Source organism: Staphylococcus sp. HMSC62A08, from assembly GCF_001839105.1.
Lineage (GTDB): Bacteria > Bacillota > Bacilli > Staphylococcales > Staphylococcaceae > Staphylococcus > Staphylococcus caprae.
Map to the genome: position 1 here is coordinate 1 of NZ_KV840063.1, position 716 is coordinate 716.

1 protein-coding gene is annotated in these 716 nt (G+C 40.4%); it reads right to left on the reverse strand.

What is annotated here, in order from left to right; translation table 11 throughout:
• The coding region (locus HMPREF3264_RS12195; protein WP_176746851.1) for a putative Ig domain-containing protein at positions 1 to 716 on the reverse strand (716 nt) is incomplete at both ends.

Here is a 716-nt window from a genome sequence, read left to right on the forward strand (position 1 = left end):
AAGTAACCGTCGGTTTTGTTGTATCCACGACTTTAATCGTAAAGTTCGTTGTTGTTTCATTTCCTGATTCATCCGTTGTTGTTACCACAATTGGATAACTGCCTACCTTCATTGGTGAACCACTAATCGTATTTGTGGCACTATCGAAACTTACGCCTGCTGGTAGTCCGCTTACTTTGTTTGTTACAGCTTGGCCACTATTATCTGTTGCTTCAATTGTTATTGAATCGATCGGCGTATTCACTTCTTTTGTTTGATCTTCAATAGAAGTTACCGTCGGTTTTGTCGTATCCACAACTTTAATCGTGAAGTTCGTTGTTGTTTTATTGCCTTCTGCATCTGTTGTCGTCACTGTAATTGGGTAGCTGCCTACTTTTGTTGGTGTGCCACTAATTGTGTTCGTCTCACTATCAAATATGACACCTTCTGGTAAACCACTTACTTTATTTGTTACAGCTTGATCGCTATTGTCTGTCGCTTCAACCTTGATTGAATCGATAGCTGTGTTGACTTCTTTGGTTTGATCTTTAATTGATGTCACCGTTGGTTTTGTTGTATCCACCACTTCGAGTGTGAATTTTGTTGTCATTTCATTTCCTGAGGCATCTGTCGTTGTCACTGTGATCGGATAGTTTCCAACTTTCGTCGGTGTCCCGCTAATTGTGTTCGTCTCACTATCAAATTCGACGCCAGCTGGTAAACCACTTACTTTGTTT